General features: G+C 68.0%; 13 protein-coding genes. 10 read left to right on the top strand and 3 right to left on the bottom strand.

Going from position 1 to position 16,177, the window contains the following annotated elements:
- The first annotated feature begins 8 nt into the window (after positions 1-8).
- The 8 genes from I73_RS23370 to I73_RS30155 are packed head-to-tail and all read left to right on the top strand — an operon-like array spanning position 9 to position 9,781.
- Positions 9-1,517 (top strand): N-acetylneuraminate synthase family protein, encoded by a 1,509-nt coding sequence (locus I73_RS23370; protein WP_022982836.1) that lies wholly within the window; start codon positions 9-11, stop codon positions 1,515-1,517.
- A gap of 10 nt (positions 1,518-1,527) precedes the next feature.
- Positions 1,528-2,298, top strand: coding sequence for a thiamine pyrophosphate-binding protein (locus tag I73_RS34300; protein ID WP_234409591.1), 771 nt, complete (start codon positions 1,528-1,530; stop codon positions 2,296-2,298).
- Positions 2,187-3,359 (top strand): thiamine pyrophosphate-binding protein, encoded by a 1,173-nt coding sequence (locus I73_RS30175; protein ID WP_234409592.1) that lies wholly within the window; start codon positions 2,187-2,189, stop codon positions 3,357-3,359. The genes I73_RS34300 and I73_RS30175 overlap by 112 nt, the downstream gene beginning before the upstream one ends.
- Positions 3,353-4,480, top strand: a complete 1,128-nt coding sequence (locus I73_RS23360) for a class I SAM-dependent methyltransferase (protein WP_022982835.1) — start codon at positions 3,353-3,355, stop codon at positions 4,478-4,480. Before I73_RS30175 ends, I73_RS23360 begins: the two co-directional genes overlap by 7 nt.
- Positions 4,477-5,025 (top strand): NUDIX domain-containing protein, encoded by a 549-nt coding sequence (locus tag I73_RS30170; protein WP_022982834.1) that lies wholly within the window; start codon positions 4,477-4,479, stop codon positions 5,023-5,025. Before I73_RS23360 ends, I73_RS30170 begins: the two co-directional genes overlap by 4 nt.
- A gap of 2 nt (positions 5,026-5,027) precedes the next feature.
- The gene (locus I73_RS33555) at positions 5,028-6,914 is read left to right on the top strand and encodes a radical SAM/SPASM domain-containing protein (RefSeq protein WP_199899088.1); all 1,887 of its coding nucleotides are present in this window, start codon (positions 5,028-5,030) and stop codon (positions 6,912-6,914) included.
- 15 nt (positions 6,915-6,929) lie between these two features.
- The gene (locus I73_RS30160; RefSeq protein WP_022982833.1) at positions 6,930-8,015 is read left to right on the top strand and encodes an NAD(P)-dependent oxidoreductase; all 1,086 of its coding nucleotides are present in this window, start codon (positions 6,930-6,932) and stop codon (positions 8,013-8,015) included.
- Entirely contained in the window at positions 8,012-9,781 is a 1,770-nt protein-coding gene (locus tag I73_RS30155; protein WP_022982832.1) for a B12-binding domain-containing radical SAM protein, read from the top strand. Before I73_RS30160 ends, I73_RS30155 begins: the two co-directional genes overlap by 4 nt.
- Here the strand turns inward: I73_RS30155 and I73_RS23330 are convergent.
- From I73_RS23330 to I73_RS30145, 3 genes are all read right to left on the bottom strand, one after another.
- Positions 9,768-10,931, bottom strand: coding sequence for a glycosyltransferase family 2 protein (locus tag I73_RS23330; RefSeq protein ID WP_022982831.1), 1,164 nt, complete (start codon positions 10,929-10,931; stop codon positions 9,768-9,770). The two genes, I73_RS30155 and I73_RS23330, sit on opposite strands and share 14 nt — an antisense overlap.
- A 54-nt stretch (positions 10,932-10,985) precedes the next feature.
- Entirely contained in the window at positions 10,986-12,893 is a 1,908-nt protein-coding gene (locus tag I73_RS30150) for a tetratricopeptide repeat protein (RefSeq protein ID WP_022982830.1), read from the bottom strand.
- An 88-nt stretch (positions 12,894-12,981) separates the two neighbouring features.
- Positions 12,982-14,046 carry a glycosyltransferase gene (locus I73_RS30145; RefSeq protein WP_022982829.1) on the bottom strand — a complete coding sequence of 355 codons (1,065 nt, stop codon included), beginning with the start codon at positions 14,044-14,046 and terminating at the stop codon, positions 12,982-12,984.
- Positions 14,047-14,314: 268 nt separating this feature from the next.
- Here I73_RS30145 and I73_RS23315 point away from each other — a divergent pair, with 268 nt between their 5' ends.
- Both I73_RS23315 and I73_RS23310 read left to right on the top strand, forming a co-directional pair.
- Positions 14,315-15,160: a flagellin gene (locus I73_RS23315; protein ID WP_022982828.1), complete on the top strand. Its 846-nt coding sequence runs from the start codon at positions 14,315-14,317 to the stop codon at positions 15,158-15,160.
- 300 nt (positions 15,161-15,460) lie between these two features.
- A partial coding sequence (locus I73_RS23310; protein WP_022982827.1) for a flagellin occupies positions 15,461-16,177 on the top strand: 717 nt, incomplete at its 3' end.

Genomic DNA, 16,177 nt, shown 5'->3' with positions numbered 1-16,177 from the left:
AGCCCTTCATGAAACACCTCATCCCGCCTCGCCTGGTCACCTTCGAGATGGCCAACAACCACATGGGCGATCTCGACCATGGCCTGCGCATCATCCGTGAGTTCGCCGCGGTCAGCCGGGAGTTCCCCGAGTTCAGCTTCGCGATGAAGCTGCAATACCGCGACCTGGACAGCTTCATCCACCCGGCCATGCGTGGCCGCGAAGACGTCAAGTACATCAAGCGCTTCAGCGAGACGCGCCTGAGCCGGGCCCAGTTCGACAGCCTGGTGGAGGAGACACGCCGCCAGGGCCTGCTGACCATGTCCACGCCCTTCGATGAGGCCTCGGTGGATGTCATCGAGGCGCAGGGCCTGGACATCATCAAGGTGGCCAGCTGTTCCTTCGGCGACTGGCCGCTGATCGAGCGCATCGTCCGCACGGACCGGCCGATCATCGCCTCCACCGCCGGCGCCTCGGTGGCCACGCTGGACAACATGGTCAGTTTCCTGCGGCACCGGGACAAGGCCTTTGCCCTGCTGCACTGCGTGGCCGAGTATCCGGCGCCCGATGAGCACATGCAGCTCAGCCAGATCGACTTCCTGCGCCAGCGCTATCCCGGCCTGCGCGTGGGCTTTTCCACCCACGAACACCCGGACCACGCCGACCTGGTGGCGATGGCGGTCGCCAAGGGGGCCGACATCTTCGAGAAGCACGTGGCGGTGGGCACGCCCGAGTACCCGGTCAATGGCTATTCGGCCACACCCGAACAGGTGCGCCAATGGCTGGCCTCGGCGCGGCGCGCCTTTGCCATCTGCGGCAATCCCAGCGAGCGCGCGCCCGTCAACACGGCCGAACAGGACAGCCTGCGCAGCCTGCGCCGAGGCGTCTTCGTGCGCCGGCCGATCGACGCCGGCCAGACCCTGGAGAATGCGGACGTCTACTTCGCCTTTCCTCCCGAGCCGGGCCAGATCACGGCCAACGAGTGGAGCAAGTACAGCCGCTTCGTGGCCCGCGAGCCCATCGCCACCGATGGTGCCGTGACCTTGGCCAACACCGAACAGAGCGACCGGCGTGCCAGGATCCTCGACATCGCCTGCCGGGTGCGCGAGCTGCTGCAGCACAGCCGCATCACCGTGCCGGGGGGCGTTGACCTGGAGATTTCCCACCACTATGGCCTGGAGCGTTTTGACGAGGTGGGTTTGACCATGTTCACCGTGGTCAACCGCGGCTACTGCAAAAAGCTGCTGGTGAGCCTGCCGGGACAACTGCATCCGGAGCAGTTGCACCGCCAGAAGGAAGAGACTTTCCACATTCTTTTCGGCGAAATCGAGATCAGCCTGGACGGTAAATTGCAGCGGTGCAAAGAGGGGGATGTGATCAACATCGAGCCCGGTGTGCGGCATGCGTTCTCCACACGCACCGGCGCCGTGATCGAGGAAATCTCTTCCACCCACTTTGCCGACGATTCGTTCTACACCGACGAAGCCATCAACCTCAACCGGGATCGCAAGACCCGTCTGATGTACTGGCTCAACTGACGTTCCACGCATGACCCAACGCCTGGCCGATTGGCTGATGTCCCGGCTGGCCGATGAAGGCATCGGCCATGTCTTCGTGCTCCCCGGTGGGGGGGCCATGCACCTCAACGACGCGCTGGCCTGCCAGCCACGTCTGCAGGCCGTGGCTTGCCAGCACGAACAGGCCTGCGGCATCGCCGCCGAGGCCTATGGACGCACCGGCCGCCCGGGGGCTCCGACCTTCGGCGTGGCCATGGTGACCACGGGGCCCGGGGCCACCAACATCGTCACGCCGGTGGCGGGCGCCTGGATCGACTCGGTGCCCATGCTGGTCATTTCCGGCCAGGCCAAGCGGGCCGACCGCCTGCGTGGCCGGCCGCTGCGCCAGACGGGTGTGCAGGAGGTGGACATCGTGCCCCTGGTGCGGCCGATCACCAAGTTCGCCGCCGTGGTGGACGAGCCCGCCGACATCCGTGCCCTGCTGGAGGAGGCCCTGCACCACATGCGCAGCGGCGCCCCGGGCCGGTCTGGCTGGACATCCCGCTGGACGTGCAGGCGGCGCCGGTCGATGCGGCGGCCCTGCGTCCTTGGCAGGCCCCGGTCCGTCCGGCATCGTCCACGGTCGACTTCGCTGCGCTGGCCCGTCAGTTGCGCCAGGCACAGCGCCCGCTGCTGCTGGCGGGGCATGGCGTGCGCCTGTCCGGTGCGGCCGACGCCCTGCAGGCCCTGGCGCATGAGGCCGGCCTGCCATGCGTCTTCACCTGGAATGCCCTGGACCTGCTGCCCCACGAGGACCCGCTGAACATTGGCCGCCCCGGCGTGGTGGCCACGCGCGCCGCCAACTTCGCGGTGCAGAACTGCGACCTGCTGATCTGTGTCGGCGCCCGGCTCGATCCCGTGGTCACGGCCTACAACCGGGCGGAGTTCGGGCGCCATGCCCAGAAGATCGTGGTCGACATCGATGCCCACGAACTCGATGACAAGACCGATCTTCCCGAGGCCACCCGGCTGGCCCTCGATGCCGGAGACTTCCTGCAAGGTCTGCGCGGCGCACTGGGGCCGGCGCCGCTGGCGGTCGACGCCTGGCGGGCACGCTGCCTGCGCTGGAAGCTCGACCATCCGCTGCATCCCCAGGGCAGCTTCGCGGATGCCGGGCCGATCAGCCACGCGCATTTTGTCGATGCCCTGTCCGAGGCCACGCCGGCCGACACCCTGGTGGCCACCGGCAGTTCGGGCCTGGCGGTCGAATTCCTCTATGCGGGTTTTCGCAACAAGCCGGGCCAGCGTCTGTTCCTGACCTCCGGGCTGGGATCCATGGGCTATGGCCTGCCGGCGGCCATCGGGGCCTGCCTGGGGCAGGGGCGGTCACCGATGATCGCGGTCGAGTCCGACGGCAGCCTGCAGCTCAATGTGCAGGAACTGGCCACGCTGGCCACGCAGGCGCTGCCGATCTGCCTGTTCGTCATGAACAACGGGGGCTATGCCTCCATCCGCAACACCCAGCGCAACTACTTCCAGGGCCGCTATCTGGCCAGTGGTCCGGACAGCGGGCTGCGCCTGCCAGATCTGGCGGCGCTGGCCCGCACCTACGGCCTGCCCTGCGTGACCATTGCCGACAGCCACGCCCTGGCCGCGGCCTTGAGCGGTGCGATGGCCTTGCCGCGCCCCTGCCTGGTTGACCTGCAGTTGGTGCCGGACGAGACGCTGCAGCCCAAGTGCGCGGCCATCCCGTTGGCCGAAGGCGGCATGGTGTCGATGCCGCTGGAAGACATGTCGCCGCTGCTGAGCCTGGAGGCCTTGGAGGCGGAGATGCTCACGCCGCTGTCGCCCCGTTCGCGACAGGCCCGGGGGGCCCCGTGCTGAGCTGCCGCTGGTGCGGCGGCAGCCTGGGGGCGCAGCCCATGCTGGCCCTGCAGGGCATGCCCTCGGGCGCGCAAAGCCTGCCGCAGCAGCATGAGCTGGCGAGCGATGCCGGCACCGACCTGCGCATCCACGGCTGCGAGGATTGCGGCCTCGTGCAGACGGTCGGTGCACCGGTGTCGTATTACCGCGATGTGATCCGCGCCAATGCCTTCTCGCCGGCCATGAAGGCCTTCCGCGAGACGCAGCTGGCCGAGTGGGTGGGCCGCCACGGCCTGCAAGGCCGCCCGGTACTGGAGGTGGGCTGCGGGCGTGGTGAGTACCTGGATCTGCTGCGCCAGGCCGGCGCCCGACCCTGGGGGACCGAGCACGGCGTCCAGGCCGCGCAGGCCGCGCGGGCCGGCGGCCACGAGGTGCTGACCCTGTACCCTGGCGACGCCGAGCTGCCGGCCGACCTGTGCTTTGACGCCTGGGCCAGCTTCAATTTCATGGAGCACTGGCCGCAGCCGCGTGCGGTGCTGCGCGCGGTGCGCCAGCGCCTGGCGGCGGGCGCTGTGGGCCTGGTCGAGGTGCCCAATTTCGACATGATCCTGCGCCGCCAGGTGGTCAGCGAGTTCATCGCCGACCATGTGTTCTATTTCACCGAGGCCACGCTGCGGCGCTGCCTGGAGATGGCGGGCTTCGAGGTCACACAGGTCCGCACGATCTGGCACGACTACATCCTGTCGGCAGAGCTGCGGCCACGTGCCGTGCCCGCCCTGGACGACTTCGACCGCTCGCTGGAGGGGCTGCGCCTGGCCCTGCATGCCTTTGTCGACCGTCACCAGGCCGGCGGGGTGGCCGTCTGGGGGGCGGGGCACCAGGCGCTGGCCCTGCTGTCGCTGGCCGAGCTGGGGCCGCGCCTGCGCTATGTGGTCGACTCGGCCCCGTTCAAGCAGGGGCGCTACACCCCGGTCAGCCACCTGCCGATCCGCGCGCCCGAGGCTTTGCGGCAGTCACCGGTGGCCGCTGTCATCGTCATGGCGGCGGGCTATTCCGACGAGGTGGTGGCCCAAATCCGGCGCGCCCATGGCGCCGAGCTGGCGCTGGCCATCCTGCGCGAAGACGCGCTGGAGCTGGCATGAACCAGAACACCGCCCCCTCGCTGGAACAGGCCCTGGCCGTCATCGAGCGGCAGTGCCCGGATGCCCGCGCCGGTCTGCCCGAGCCGCTGTTCCTGGCCGTCAGCCGGTTGACGCCCCTGGTCAACGTCGACCTGCTGGTGGGCGACGGGGCAGGGCGCACGCTGATGACCTGGCGCGAAGACCGCTTCTATGGCCCGGGCTGGCATGTGCCGGGGGGCATCGTGCGCTTCAAGGAATCCTGGGCCACCCGCATCGCGGCCGTGGCTGCCGCCGAGCTGGGCGCCCAGGTCGAGGCCGACGCGACCCCGCTGGCGGTCTTCGAGCTGACCGCGCCTGAGCGCGACCTGCGCGGACACTTCATCACCCTGGCGTTCCGCTGCCGGCTGCGAACGCCGGCGGATCCGGCACGCCAGGCACCTGCCGGCGGACGTCCCGCGGCAGGTCAGTGGGCATGGTTCGACGAACTGCCGCCCGATACCATTCGCCAACACGGCATTTACCGCCCGCTGTTCAGCAGCGGCGCCGACACCGGAAGGAAGCCTTGATCATGGAAACCGAACTGCTCGTCAAGTCGCTGTCCGCCGAGGAACTGGCCAAGCGCAACGGCCTGGCTGCGCGCAAGCCCTATGTGGCGGCCAAGCTGGCCCGCATCGCCGAGATGGAGGAGCGCGGCGAGATCAGCCCCATCATCCGCCTGGAGAAGAGCTACCTGTGCAACTTCCAGTGCACCCACTGCTCGGCCGAGTACTACATGGATCGCCACCTGGAGAAGGTGATCAAGATCCATGACGAGCGCGAGAAGATGGACCTGGAGGACGTGCGCCGCATCTCGCGCGAGGCCGATGCCCTGGGCCTGGCGCGCTTCGTCATCACCGGCGGCGAGCCCCTGGTGATGAAGGACTTCGACGCCGTGGTCGAGGCCATCGATCCCGAGCGCCACTACATCATCACCGACACCAACGGCTGGTTCCTGGATGGCGCGCGCGCGCGCCACCTCAAGTCCATCGGGGTCGAGAAGGTGCAGCTGTCGCTGGACAGCATGGTCGAGACCGACCACGACAACTTCCGCAACAAGAAGGGCTCGTACAAGCGGGTCATGCGTGCGGTGGACGCCAGCCTGGAGGCCGGGCTGAACCTCATCCTGTCGACCGTGCTGGTCAAGGGCCGTGCGCGCACCGCCGAGTTCGAGGAAATGTGCCGCTTCGCCACCGATCGCGGCATCGGCCTGTATGTCTCCTATGCCAAGCCCACCGGCTCGTGCAGCGAGCACCCCGAGTTCGTGATCGAGAAGGAAGACGCCGACATCGTGCGCGAGCTCGAGCGCAAGTACAAGGTGTTCACCCACATGACGCCCTCCTACGGCTCGTTCAAGGGCTGCATCACCACCAAGGGCATCATCACCATCACCTCGACGATGGAGATCACGCCCTGCCCGTACATCGACATGTCGATCGGCAACCTGCGCCAGACGCCGCTCAAGGAGATCCTGGCGCGTGGCATGGCCAACCCGTGGATGGGCCCCTACCGGCCCGACTGCATCATCGGCGAGGACCCGCAGTTCATCGCCCTGCATGCGGCCAAGACGGCCGGCGCCAAGCTGCTGCCGCTGCCCTACGGCCAGGGCTTCAGCGACCAGGACCGACTCGATGATGCCTTGCCCGAGCCGGTCTACCAGGGCCACTTCGACACCCATGGCCGTTGCGACCCGCGCGGCCTGAAGGCGCCGGTGCATCTGAAGAGCCGGCGTTATTTCCAGATCGAGGCGCCCACCTCCACGCTGGCGCAGATGCACGAGCGCCTGGTGAGCCACCTGCCCGGGGCCTGCCCGTCGCTGGACGAGTTCAGCCGCGCCGTGCAGGGCCTGCGCGAGCGCATCGCGGCCGATCCGGCCCTGGCCGCGGCGCTCCATGGTCCGGTGGTGCCCTTCATCCTGCCGCAGTCCCTGATCTCTGACGAGGGTTCCGCGCTGGAGGAGTTCTACCTGCCGCGCGTGGCCCAGGCCTTCACCGAGGCCCACCCCGGCAAGGTCTTCAAGGACCACCACACCCAGCCCCTGAGCGGCCACCTGCGCACCCGTGCGGGCAGCCGCCACGAGCAGCTGCTGCAACGCCTGCAGGCGGGGCCGGTGATCGGCCTGTACCTGCCCGCGCTGCGCGAGTACTCGGTGCCCGCGGCGGTCGAGCGTCTGGCCGGCCTGCCGGCCGACTGGCTGCTGGCCGGTGGCCTGGACACCGCGGCGGCCCTGATCGCCGAACCCGGCCTGCTGCTGCGCGAGCAGGGCTACACGCCGCTGCTGTGGACGGCGGCCCTGGAGGGCCAGGCCGGCGAGGGGCACTGCTTCGAGGCCTATGGCTACGACATGAGCTTCAACCGCCGCAAGCACTTCGACGCCTGCGCCGAGACTTCGACCTGCGCCCTGGTGGTGCTGGCCTGAGTCCGGCCCACAGGCATGAACCTGGCGCAAGCGCAGATCCTGCAGGCTGAGACGCAACGTCTGGCGGCCTGCCAGCCGCTGGACTGGGCTCATCTGCAGGGGGGCCGTCTGCTGCTGACGGGCTGCACCGGCCCCTTCGGCTGGTGGCTGCTGCAGCGCCTGGCCCATGCGCAGGTACACGAGGGCTTGCAGCTGCGCGGTGTGGCGCTGCTGACGCGGCGGGCAGCGGCGGCGCAGGCCTGGCTGTCCCTGTTGCCGCCCCTGGCCGGCCTGGAGGTCATCGAAGGCGATGTCACCCAGATCGACCGGCACGACATCGCCTTCACCCACTTGGTGCACGGCGCCACCACCTCGGCCCACGAGACCTTTGGGGGGGCCAGCGCGATCAGCAAGTTCGACACCCTGGTGGACGGCACGCGGGCCGTGGTCCGGCTGTGCCGCCGTGCCCGTCCGCAGGCCGTGCTGTTCCTGGGCTCCGGGGTGGTCTATGGGCCCCGGCCCGGGCCGGTGGAGGAGACGGACCACCACGCGCCGGACACCCTGGACCCGGGGTCAGGCCTGGCACAGGCCAAGCGGGCGGCCGAGTTCATCCTCGGCTGTGCGGCCCAGGAGCTGGGCTTCTCGCTGACCATCGCGCGCTGCTTCGCCTTCGCCGGCCCCGGTATTCCGCTCGATGTGCATTACGCGCTGGGCAACTTCGTGCAGCAGGCCCTGCAGGCGCCGGCCCTGGTGGTGCAGGGGGACGGCCGGCCCTTGCGCTCCTTCCTGCACCTGGGCGACCTGGCCATCTGGCTGTGGCGCATGCTGGCTGCCGCTCCCGGCACGCCGGCCCGGGTCTTCAACGTGGGGTCGGATGCCGCGCTGAGCATCGGCGAGCTGGCCCAGCGGGTGGCGGCCGAGCTGAGCCCGCACAAGCCCGTGCAGGTGCTGGGGCAACTCAGCGACCGGGCCAAGAACATCGACCGATCGGTCTATCTTCCCAACATTGCCAAGGCGCGGCGCGAACTCGGGCTGGACGCCTGGACCCCGCTGCCGACCTCGATTCGCCTGATGGGGCGGTATCTGCAAGCCTGCGGGCCTCACACTGGAGACAAGCCATGACGACACATGAGCAAGCGCTGGGCCTGGCGCCCGGCGGCGGCCTGGGGCCGGCACCGAACGTGCTGCTGATCGTGCCACCCAACATCACCTTCGAGGCCTTTGCCGCGCCGGGCAAGAACAGCAAGTCATGGCGCCACGCCAATGGCCACGACTACGGCGTCCTGATCACCGATGTCCCCCTGGGGGTGTTGACGATCAGCGCCTACCTCAAGCGCGAGTTCGGCTGTGCGGTGAAGGTGATCGACTTCAACACCGAGATCCACAAGACCTGGAACCACCCCGACAGCCGCGACTTCGCGCCCTGGTTCACCGAGGTGCTGGCGCGTGTGAAGGCCGAGGGCTTCACACCCGATCTGGTGGGCTTTTCCTCGCTGTTCATCACGGGCTACGAGAACGTGCTGATGCTGGCGCGCCTGGCCCGGCAGACCTTTCCCTCGGCGTTCGTGATCGGTGGCGGCAACGTGGCGACCACCATGTACCGGGAGATCTTCGAGGACGCGCCGGAGGCTTTCGATGCCCTGTGCTACGGCGAGGGGGAGCTGCCGCTGAAGGAACTGCTCAGCGCCGCCGATCCGCGGCGGTACTGCGAGGCATCCAACCACTGGGTGACACGTGGCAACCTCCAGTCCAGCGGCATCTACACCCATCACTTCATCGACCGCCTGGACGATGTGCCCTACCTGGACTACGACTGCATCGACCTGCAGGACTACCACTACAGCCCGACGATCAAGGCCTACACCAACATCGCCGACAAGACCAACTACATCACCTACATGGGCAGCCGGGGCTGTCCGTTCCTGTGCACCTTCTGCGCCGCGCATGCGGTGCACGGCCGCAAGGTGCGGGCCTTCAGCGTCGAGCGCATCGAGGCCGAACTGACGGCGCTCAAGACCCGCCTGGGTGCCAGCACCCTGGTCATCGAGGACGACATGTTCCTCTGGGATGTGGACTGGGCCAAGGCGGTTCTGAGGATCGCCCAGCGTCTGGACCTGAACTGCTTCTTCCCCAACGCGCTGGCGCTGTATGCGCTGGACTGGGACATGCTGGTCGAGCTGCACAAGACGGGCGTGCGGCAACTGACCCTGGCGGTGGAATCGGGCAGTGCACGGGTGCTCAAGGAGCTGATGCGCAAGCCGCTCAAGCTGTCGATCACCGAGCGGGTGGTCACCGACTGCCGCAAGCTGGGCATCTACACCGACTGCAACATCATCATCGGCATGCCGGGCGAGACGCGCGAGGACATCGAGGACACGCGCCGCTTCCTGCGCAACCTGGGCGCCAGCTGGTACCGCATCAACGTGGCGACACCCTTGTCTGGCAGCGAGATGTACCTGGACGCGCGGGCCAAGGGCCAGATCAAGGGCGACATCCGCCTGGCGGGCTACAAGAAGTGCGTGGTCGAGACCGAGCACTTCACGCCGCAGGAGATCGAGAACATCGCCTACGACATCAACCTCGAATCCAACTTCCTGAACAACATCGACGTGCGGCTGGGTCATTTCCAGCATGCCATCGAGATCTTCTCGAACGTGCTGCTGCTGCGTGACGACCATGCGCTGGCCATGTACATGATCGCCTACTGCCTGCAGCGGCTGGGCCAGCAGGCCCAGGCGCAGCAAAGGCTGGACGAACTGGCCCGTGTCCTGGAGCGTTCGTCCTTCTGGACCGGTTTCTTTGCCGACAAGGGCCTGTGCGCAGACGGCCAGGTGTCGTTCACCTATCTCGAGCAGCTGCCTGCGGCCGCCCAGCTCACGCCGGCATGATCTGGAAGGGCAGGCGGGGCTGCTTGGTAGCCTGGTAGAGCGCCTGCATGGCGCGCCTGGATTCGCTGCTCTCTCGGCGCATGGCGTCCTCGATCAGCGCCAGCCGCCGGCTCAACTCCTGGCGCTGGGCCTCGTCGGCCATCAGCTCGCGCAGCCGGTGCAGGCGCTCGAGTTTGCCCTGCCGATCCAGCAGGCAGTCGCCCGGAACCAGCAGGTCCTCGGCGAGCACATTGGTCATCAGGTCGGCCAGGGATTTGTTCACATAGCGCAGGAAGTGCGGGCTCAAGGAGCGGGGCGGCAGGCCCAGGTGCTCGACGAAGTCGTCCACCAGGTAGAAGAAGCGGTCGCGCACGTTCTCGGAGGAACGCCGTGTCGGCCGATCCTCCTGGCCGGGCGGCAGCTGGGGCTGCTCGTCGATGATGCGATCGTCGACGAACACCGCGACCTGGTCGCGGAAGTGCCTCAGCACCATCGTGGCATGGTGGAAGGCCGAGACGCGGCTGTCGGTCAGCCGCTCGGCGCTTTGCGGGTCTTCGCCGGCCAGGAGCTCCCTGCGCGGCAAGGTGGGTTCGGTCCGCGGATCGTGGTCGTCCAAGGATTCGCCGGCAAAGCGGGCGAAGTCCGACATGGCCGCAAAGAACAGCGGGCCGCACATGACCAACTGGGACATCCAGCCGAGCATCTCGTGGAAGCCGTGGGCCTGGCAGAGGTCGATCAGCTGGCCGGCGTAGTGTTGCCCGGAGCCCGTCGAGCGCTTGGCCTGTGGAAACATCAGCAGGCGCGGTTGCTCGGCTGAACGTGCCAGCGCCACCACGCGGTGCAGAGCGCGGGGGTCCAGGATGACATCGTCATCGCCATGCAGCCAGACCCAGTCGCTGTCGCGCGGCACCGCCCCGGCCAGGCGCACCCAGTTGGAGCGGATGTCCTTCTTGAAGCGCATCTCCCAGAACGGCGTGTTGTAAATGTGCAGGGCGATGCCAGGCAACTGCAGGGCATCCAGGTAGTCGCGCGTGCCATCCCGGGAGGCGATGTTGGACAGGGCCAGGTGGAGTTCCAGGCCGGGCGGGATCTCCAGCGCACACACAGCCGCGATGGCCTGCTGCAGCTGCGGCAGGCGATTGAAGGTGGGGATGGCGATGGTCAGCTTCATGCGGACGGCGCGATGCGCCCTCGGAGTGTGGCCATGCTAGCGGATGCGCCCGCCTCAGGCACCGGGGGGCAGGTGCTCCGGCGGAAGACCCGCTTGCTGGCGCTCGAACATGCGGGTGAGCAGGGCTTCGTAGTCCCGCACATAGCGGTCGGTGTCGAACAGCGGCAGCTCCAGCCGGTGGCTGTCGAGTTCGCGCTTGAGGTGGGCCAGCAGGCCGGGGTCGTTGGCCAGGGCGGTGCCCAGGGCGACGTAGTCGGCCTCGGAGGCGCAGGCCAGATCCGGCAGGCCACAGGCCGTCACCAGGCTGGCACCCACCCGCGAGGCGAAGGTGGGCCCGGGGACGGTGAGCACCGGCACGGCGGCCCACAGGGCCTCGCTGGCGGTGGTGTGTGCGTTGCAGGGCCAGGTGTCGAGGAAAAGATCTGCGGCGCGCAGGCGTGCCAGGTGCTCGGCCAGCTCCATCTTGGGGGCCCAGAACAGGCGCTCTGCGGGGATGCCACGGGCGGCCAGTTCGCGCCCCAGATTGGCCTGGGCGTGGGGATTCCAGGCCAGGAGCCACAGCACGGCCTGCGGGGCGCCATGCAGGATGGCGGCCCAGAGGTCCAGCATGGCCGCCGAGATCTTGTAAGCCTGGTTGAAGCAGCACAACACCACCGCATCCTGCGGCAGGCCCAGCGCCTCACGGGAGGGGGCCGGGGGCAGGGGGCGTTCGCGGTCGTTGGGCTGGTAGCTGTTGGGGAGTTGGGCCAGGTGTTCGCTGTACTGCCCGGCATGGGCCAGCGGCGTCACCACGGGGTCGCCGATCAGGTAGTCGATGAAGTCGGCACCGGTGGTGGCCGGATAGCCCAGGAACGTCACCTGCACCGGAGCGGGCCGCCAGGCCAGCAGCTCGAAGCGGCTGCCGCGGGTGTGGCCCTTCAGGTCCACCGCAATGTCGATGCCGTCGGCGCGCATGCGCTGGGCGGTCTCGGCCTGGGGCTGGTGGGTGACATCGACGAAGTGTTCGCAGGCGGCGCGGATACGCCGGCTCAGGGGCGTGCCATCGTCCGGGCTGTGCGAGTAGAGGGTGACTTCGAAGCGCTGGCGGTCGCGCCGCTCCAGCAGTTCGGCCATCAGCACCGCGGTGGCATGGTGATGGAAGTCGCAGGACAGATAGCCCACCCGGATGGGGCCGGGGCGGCGCGGGCCCGGCGGCGGCAGCGGGACCACGTGGCGGGTCAGGTCCCGGGTGCGGATGGCCCCCATGCGGCGCTGCTGTGCCGGCGTGGCATCCACCGCCAGCAGGGCGAAGGGGGACAGCAGCTGGCCCGAGGACTCGCCCGTCGCGTCCAGCGAGGCCAGCAGGGCTGCGGTGTCCTGGGCGGTGTGGGTCCAGTCGCAGGACTGCCGGCCCTCGTGCACCAGCAGCGACAGCGACAGGGTGCGCACCGCACCGTTGTCCAGCGACACGGCGGTGCGAAAGCACTCGGTGGCTTCCCGGGCCATGCTCAGGTCCTTGAAGCACAGACCCAGCCGGTAGTGCACCAGGGGGTCGTCGATCTTCCGCGCCAGGGCCTTGAAGTAGGCGTTGACGGCTTCCTGCAGCCGTTTGCTCAGGAACAGGGCATTGCCGTGGGCGCTGTACCAGTCGGCGTCGCGCGGGGCGCTGGCCGGCAGCGCGTCCAGCACCTGCGCGGCTTCCTCGAACCGGTTTTGCTGCATCAGGCATTCGGCCAGCATGCGGCCGTTGATCGGCTGAGCGGGAGCCAGGGCAACCGCCCGTCGTGCGGCCTGCGTGGCCTCGGTCAGGTGCCCCGCGGACAGATGGGCCCGCGCCAGGTTGAGCCACATCAGGCCATCGGCGGGCGCGCAGTCGATTCCGCGCTGAAACTCGTCGGCGGCCTGCTGCCACTGCTGGCTCTTGAGGGCCTGCAGTCCGGCCTGCCAGTGCCGGTCCGCGCGCTGCTGTTGCTGGATGTTCATGGGCCTTGACTCTAGGCGCGGCCAGGGCGGTCGGTGCGGCCAAAAAGGGGCCGCTTTCCGGCCATCTCGGCCGGTGGCGGGAGAGAGGTCAGGCCGGCACCGCCAGGCGGCGGGCCTGGGCCGCATCGTCCGCGCGCCCCAGGGTGTCGTAGAGCAGGGCCAGGTTGCTGGCGGCCAGGTGGCTGCCCCGTCCGTGCACGGTGCCTTCCAGCTCGGGGTGTTCTCCCAGGGCCAGGCACTGTTGCCAGGCCTGCTCCATCATGGGGATCAGCTCGGGGGCCAGGCGGGGCTCCTCGGCCGCCCAGTCCAGCAGCAGATCGCCCAGGGCGAAGAAGAAGTCCGGTGAGTGGCCCCAGTCGGCGAGCTCGGCCTGGGCGAGATCCAGGGCCTGTGCATGCCGCGCGCAGCGCTTGAGCGCATGCAGCCGGCGCACGACCAGATCGTGCAACCAGGCCGGGCGCGCCGTGCCCAGCAGAGCCTCTGCCCGGTCAAAGGCCGCCACAGCGTCGCTCCAGCGCTCGTAAACGTCATGGTCCTTCCCATATTGATACCAGAGGTAGGCATCGGCGGGTTGGGCCTGCAGCATGGCCTGTAGCAGCGCGGCGTTGCGTCCGGCCTTGGCCCGCAAGGCTTCGGGGCGGTAGCCATCGTGGCCAAAGCGCACCGGCAGGCGACGCACCGGCCAGGCATGCACCGGCTGTTCATGGATGCGGCCGGTGTAGCGCACCGTGCCGGGCAGCACGCGGCTGAGCCAGCTCGAGGCATGGGCCTCGCCCGGCCCCTGCTGGCTGTCCACCTCCACGGTTCCGACGAAGCCAGGGTCTTGCTGGCGCAAACCGGCCAGGGCCGGGCCGCCATCCTGCAGCCACTCGTCGGCGTCCAGCACCACATGCCAGTCCGCCCCGGCCAGTTCAAGGGCGGTGTTGCGGGCCTGGCTGAAGTCGTCTGGCCAGTCCATCTGGGCCACGCGGGCGCCGGCGGCCCGGGCCCGGGCCACGGTGTCGTCGCGCGATCCGGTGTCCAGCACCACCAGCTCGTCCACCCAGGGGCGGATGCTGTCCAGGGCCCTCACCACGCCCTGGGCCGCGTCGCGAACGATCATCACGGCGGCCGTGTGCCACTGTGTCGAGGAGGGGGGGCTGTCGGCGGACATGGGCGGAACTGTAGGTCTGCAGTCGGCGCTTGAAAGGTCGATAAGAGGGGGCAGTGGCGGGCAAATGGAGGCCAAGATGGCCCCCGACCGCTGCGGCCGGAACTTGAGCAGATTCAATCGCTTGAAAAGAAGTTGAAAAAGGCCTCAAGTCCGGCGATCAAGGCTCCGAAATCCATGGCACGGCCCCGAAGCTTTCAGGTGACAGGCGGGGCGCCAGCCAGGAGCCTCCATCGGCTCACTTATTTGCCTCAACACAGGAGCAATCAAAATGGGTCAATCGGTCAACACCAACGTGATTTCGCTGAACGCACAGCGCAGTCTCAACGCCTCGCAGTCGTCGCTGGCGACGTCCATGCAGCGCTTGTCTTCGGGCCTGCGCATCAACTCGGCCAAGGACGACGCGGCCGGCCTGGCCATCGCCGAGCGCATGAACGCCCAGGTTCGTGGCATGAATGTGGCCATCCGCAATGCCAACGACGGCATCTCGATGGCCCAGACGGCCGAAGGCGCACTGGGCCAGGTGGGCGATTCGCTGCAGCGCATGCGTGAACTGGCGGTGCAGGCTCGCAACTCCACCAACTCCAGCTCCGACAAGGACTCGCTGAACAAGGAATTCGCGCAGCTGCAAAGCGAAATCCAGCGCGTGCTGGGCGGCACCAGCTTCAACGGCAAGCACATGCTGGGCGCCGATGCCACCGCAATGACCTTCCAGATCGGTGCCAACACCACCAGCAACGACAGCCTGACGGTCACGACCAGCGACATGACGGCCAACACCAACATCACGGCGGTGACGGGCTCGTCGACGGTCATCGACAACACGGCGACCGACGGTGCGATCGCCACGGTGATCAACAACCTGGACACGGCCATCGACACGGTGAACAACCAGCGTGCGGTGTTCGGTGCGACCCAGAGCCGCTTCGACGCGATCATCTCGAGCCTGCAGCAGGGCGTGGTCAACCAGTCGGCAGCCCGCGGCCGGATCATGGATGCGGACTTCGCGGCGGAAACGGCCAACATGAGCCGCGCCCAGATCCTGCAGCAGGCCGGCACGGCGATGGTGGCCCAGGCCAATCAGTTGCCGCAGGGGGTCCTGGCGCTTCTTCGATGATCCTGCGGCGAACTCCATCAAATGGAGCTCGCCCCTGAGTGAGAAGGCGAGCTCCGCCTGAGAACCCCGGTACAGCCGGGGTTCTCAGGCAGCCGTTGAAATTCCTCTCAAGTTCCCGAAAGACGTCTCCGATATCCCACACAACAGGATCTGGAAAACAGGTTCTGGGGTCCGGTGAGATGGCCAAAGTTCAGGCGACGCCCTTCAGGCGAGACCCGATCGGAGGAGCACCGGCGCTGGGCGAGCAATCGCGCTGGTGCTTGAGCCGGAGACTTTTGGAAACCGTACAGGAGTGTCAACATGCCTCAAACCATCAACACCAATGTCATTTCGCTGAATGCCCAGCGCAATCTCAGCTCCTCGCAGTCGTCGCTGGCGACGTCCATGCAGCGCTTGTCTTCGGGCCTGCGCATCAACTCGGCCAAGGACGACGCGGCCGGTCTGGCCATCGCCGAACGCATGAATGCCCAGGTCCGCGGCATGAATGTGGCCATCCGCAATGCCAACGACGGCATCTCGATGGCCCAGACGGCCGAAGGCGCACTGGCCCAGGTGGGCGATTCGCTGCAGCGCATGCGTGAACTGGCGGTGCAGGCCCGCAACTCCACCAACTCCAGCTCCGACAAGGACTCGCTGAACAAGGAGTTCGCGCAGCTGCAAAGCGAAATCCAGCGCGTGCTGGGTGGCACCAGCTTCAACGGCAAGCACATGCTGGGCGCCGATGCCACCGCGATGACCTTCCAGATCGGTGCCAACACCACCAGCAACGATGTCCTGACGGTCACGACCAGCGACATGACGGCCAACACCAACATCACGGCGGTGACGGGCTCGTCGACGGTCATCGACAACACCGCGACCGACGGTGCGATCGCCACGGTGATCAACAACCTGGACACGGCCATCGACACGGTGAACAACCAGCGTGCGGTGTTCGGTGCGACCCAGAGCCGCTTCGACGCGATCATCTCGAACCTGCAGCAGGGCGTGGTCAACCAGTCGGCAGCCGCGGCCGAT

The sequence above is a fragment of the Ideonella sp. B508-1 genome, from assembly GCF_000333615.1.
Taxonomy (GTDB): Bacteria; Pseudomonadota; Gammaproteobacteria; order Burkholderiales; family Burkholderiaceae_C; genus Ideonella.
The sequence above is the reverse complement of the archived record's forward strand: the minus strand, read 5'-3'. Positions and strand labels throughout refer to the sequence as shown.

What these genes read in the sequence shown, in the direction of transcription:
- I73_RS34300 (WP_234409591.1), top strand. Translation starts at nt 1,528, where the DNA reads ATGACCCAACGCCTGGCCGATTGGCTGATGTCCCGGCTGGCCGATGAA.
- I73_RS30170 (WP_022982834.1), top strand. Translation starts at nt 4,477, where the DNA reads ATGAACCAGAACACCGCCCCCTCGCTGGAACAGGCCCTGGCCGTCATC.
- I73_RS23315 (WP_022982828.1), top strand. Translation starts at nt 14,315, where the DNA reads ATGGGTCAATCGGTCAACACCAACGTGATTTCGCTGAACGCACAGCGC.
- I73_RS23370 (WP_022982836.1), top strand. Translation starts at nt 9, where the DNA reads ATGAAACACCTCATCCCGCCTCGCCTGGTCACCTTCGAGATGGCCAAC.
- I73_RS30150 (WP_022982830.1), bottom strand. Translation starts at nt 12,893, where the DNA reads ATGAACATCCAGCAACAGCAGCGCGCGGACCGGCACTGGCAGGCCGGA.
- I73_RS23330 (WP_022982831.1), bottom strand. Translation starts at nt 10,931, where the DNA reads ATGAAGCTGACCATCGCCATCCCCACCTTCAATCGCCTGCCGCAGCTG.
- I73_RS30160 (WP_022982833.1), top strand. Translation starts at nt 6,930, where the DNA reads ATGAACCTGGCGCAAGCGCAGATCCTGCAGGCTGAGACGCAACGTCTG.
- I73_RS30145 (WP_022982829.1), bottom strand. Translation starts at nt 14,046, where the DNA reads ATGTCCGCCGACAGCCCCCCCTCCTCGACACAGTGGCACACGGCCGCC.
- I73_RS33555 (WP_199899088.1), top strand. Translation starts at nt 5,028, where the DNA reads ATGGAAACCGAACTGCTCGTCAAGTCGCTGTCCGCCGAGGAACTGGCC.
- I73_RS30155 (WP_022982832.1), top strand. Translation starts at nt 8,012, where the DNA reads ATGACGACACATGAGCAAGCGCTGGGCCTGGCGCCCGGCGGCGGCCTG.